The organism is Lysobacter enzymogenes (assembly GCF_017168095.1).
Classification (GTDB): Bacteria; Pseudomonadota; Gammaproteobacteria; order Xanthomonadales; family Xanthomonadaceae; genus Lysobacter; species Lysobacter enzymogenes_D.
Genome location: NZ_LXSD01000504.1, coordinates 1 through 3109, shown reverse-complemented (window position 1 = coordinate 3109; position 3109 = coordinate 1). Strand labels below are relative to the sequence as shown.

Here is a 3109-nt window from a genome sequence, read left to right as displayed (position 1 = left end):
CTGCCGGCGCAGTCGTCGCGCTCGTCGCAGCGTTCGCCGCATTCGCCGCCGCCGGCCCGGTCCCCGGCGGCTGCCCCTGCGTCGCCGCCGCCGCGGTGCCGCCGCCGGCGCTGGCGTTGACCGCGTCGTGGGTCTCCAGGATCACCGGGTACATCACATAGATCGACAGCACGATCGCCAGGCCGTTGATGACCACGTTCGGCGGCACCTGCTGCAGGCCCAGCGCGTTGCGCAACAGGCTCAGCACCACGACGATCTTGGTGAAGGAAGTCACCATCACCGCCACGAACGGCGCCAGCGCCAGGCTGACCACGGTCAGCAGCACCAGCGCCGGCGAGAACGAACTGAAATCCATGACTCAGCTCCAGGAGAGCAGGCGCACGCCCAGGGTATCGCCGACCGCGACGATCTCGCCGCGGCCCGCATCGCGCCCGTTGGCGCGGATCACCACGTTGGCGCCTTCCAGCCGCGAGGGCAGGGCGAACACGTAGCCGGGCTGGAATCCCTTGAGATCCTCGTAACGGCATTCCAGCCGCCCCAGGTCGAATTCCAGGCGGACGGGAACGTCCGGCCCGGTCGCTTCGGGCGCCTGCGCGTCGGATTCGGGATCGCTCATCGAAGATGTCTCCTGGTGCGTGGATAGGAACTGCGGCGGGCCGTCGATGCGCCAGCCCTCGGCGCTGGGCGCCAGCGGCCAGGCGCAGCCCGGGGCGCGCGCGCGCATCTGCGGCAGGCGCTGGAAATTGCCGATCACCAGCACGTCGCCGACGCGCAGCTGGCGCCATTGCGCGTAGCGCAGGCTCGGGCCGTCCCAGCTCAGCGCCAGCGGCACCGGCAGCTGCGACCAGTCGCGATATTGCGCGCCGTCGTCGTCGCCGCGCGGCGCGCGTTCGAACAACTCCGAGCGTTGCAGCAGGCGTTCGACCCAGCCCGGCGGAATGCGCAGATGGCCGCGCGCGCGCGGTTGCGCGGCGGCGTCGAGAATGCGGAAGCCCAGCCACAGGCCGTCGTCGTCGCCGCTGCGCGCCTGCAGGCTCTGCAGCGAGGCGGCGCCGTCGTCGACCACCGGGATCAGCGCCACGTCGAGCGCCTGGCTCAGCTTCATCAGCTGCGATTCGTGGGCCAGGCTCCAGGCCAGCACGCGCGAGCGGCCGCGGTAGCCGCTCCAGTGCAGGCCGGTGTCGGCGTCCAGCGCCAGGCCGCTGTCGAGCTGCAGCCGCACCCGCGCGCCGTCGCCTTCCAGCGTCACCACCTCGCCGTCGACCGGGCCGGCGGCGAAGAACTCCAGCCAGCCGCCGCCTTCGCGCAACGGCCAGCGCTGGGCCGCGCCGAAGAAGCCGCACAGCGCCTGCGCCTGCCACAGCGGCAGCGCCGGCACGCGTCCGCGCAAGGGCTGCGCGGGTTCGGCGGCGGACGCTGCGGGCGCCGCGTCGATCGGATCGGCGTCAACCATGGCCCAGCGCCACCTTCATCAATTCGGGCAGCGAGCGTACCCCGAGTTTGTTCATCATGTTCGATCGATGCAGTTCCACGGTCTTGACGCTGATGCCGAGCACGTCGGCGATGATCTTGTTGGGCTTGCTCGCCACCACCAGGTCCATGACCTGACGTTCGCGCGGGCTGAGCTTGGCCAGGCGGTCGTCGCCGGCCTCGCCGCCGCCGGCGTGGTTGCGCGCGTTGGCCACCGCGGCGCGGATCGCCTCGATCAGGCCTTCGTCGCTGAACGGTTTTTCCAGGAAATTGGCCGCGCCCTTGCGCATCGCCTCGACCGCCAGCGGCACGTCGCCGTGCGCGGTGACGAACACCAGCGGCAGGCCGATCCCGCGCCGGCGCAGCTCTTCCTGCAATTGCAGGCCGCTCATCAGCGGCATGCGGATGTCCGAGACCAGGCACTGGGCGCCGCCGCCGTGGCGTTCCTGCGCGTAGGCGTCCAGGAACGCCGGCGCCGAGGCGTAGGCCTGGACCTGGAAGCCGGCGGTCTCCAGCAGCCACGCGGTGGAGTCGCGGAAACCGTCGTTGTCGTCGACCAGATAGATGCGGACTTCGCCCGTGCGCACATCCTGGCTGCGGCCTTCGCTCATGCGGATGTCCCTCCAACGGTTCGCGCGCCGGCGCCGCGCGGGGCCGGCCGGCGCATCGGTGCGGCGCGGCCCGGCCCGGCCGCGCGCCAGCGCGACGGTATAACCCGGAGCGGCGGGGCGGCGATGCTGATGTTTGTCACCTGCGCGCGGCTCAAGCGCGCGCCTCGTAGCGCGGCAGGGTGAAGCCGAACACGCTGCCGCCGCCGGCGCGCGGTTCGAAGAACAGCCGGCCCTCGTGGTATTCGATGATCGAGCGGCAGATCGCCAGGCCGATCCCGAGGCCGTCGGTCTTGGTGGTGAAGAACGGCGAGAACAGTTGGTCCTGCTCGGCCGGGCTGAGGCCGGCGCCGCGGTCGGACACCCGCACTTCCACCTGCTCGTCCAGGTTCAGGCGCGCGTCGATGCGCAGCTCGCGCCGCTCCGGGGCGATCTCGCGCATCGCCTCGATCGCGTTCTTGACCAGGTTCAGCAGCACCTGTTCGACCATCACCCGGTCGGCGAACACCGGCGGCAGCGGCTCGGGCAGGGCCAGCTCGATGCGCAGGTCGAGCCGTTCGGCCTCCAGCCGCAGCAGTTCCAGCACGGTCTCGGCGATGCGCGCCAGCGCATGCGGTTCGCGCCGCGGCTCGCGCGCGCGGACGAACTCGCGCACCCGCGAAATCACCGCGCTGGCGTGCTCGGCCTGGGTCCGCGCGGCTTGCAGCGCGCGTTCGACCTGGACCGGGCCGCCGGCCTGCTCGACCAGGCGCAGGCTGCCGTTTACGTAATTCATGATCGCCGCGAGCGGCTGGTTGAGCTCGTGCGCCAGGGTCGCGGCCATTTCGCCGACCGACATCATGCGCGAGGTGAACAGCAGTTTTTCCTGCCGGCTCTTGTGCGAGGCCAGGGTCTCGATGCGCTCGCTGATGTCGACCGCGGTCAGCACGTCGGCGGCCTCGCCGGCGTGCTCGGCGCGGCCCCAGTGCAGCGCGTACCAGCGGCCGCTGTGCGGGGCGCGCACCTCGCGCGGGCGCGCGCCGTCGCCGGCT

The 3109-nt window shown here is 71.8% G+C and carries 3 protein-coding genes and 1 pseudogene; all 4 read right to left on the bottom strand.

Features of this window, described 5'->3' with window-relative positions; translation table 11 throughout:
- Positions 1-355 (bottom strand): annotated as a pseudogene (locus A7A76_RS20700) (hypothetical protein); the annotation flags it as partial.
- 3 nt (positions 356-358) lie between these two features.
- The gene (gene sctQ / locus A7A76_RS20695; protein ID WP_206413077.1) at positions 359-1453 is read right to left on the bottom strand and encodes a type III secretion system cytoplasmic ring protein SctQ; all 1095 of its coding nucleotides are present in this window, start codon (positions 1451-1453) and stop codon (positions 359-361) included.
- Entirely contained in the window at positions 1446-2081 is a 636-nt protein-coding gene (locus A7A76_RS25725; protein WP_241201086.1) for a response regulator transcription factor, read from the bottom strand. Before A7A76_RS25725 ends, sctQ begins: the two co-directional genes overlap by 8 nt.
- Before the next feature lie 151 nt (positions 2082-2232).
- Positions 2233-3109 (bottom strand): sensor histidine kinase (locus A7A76_RS20685; protein WP_206413076.1); only part of this gene is annotated, 877 nt, incomplete at its 5' end.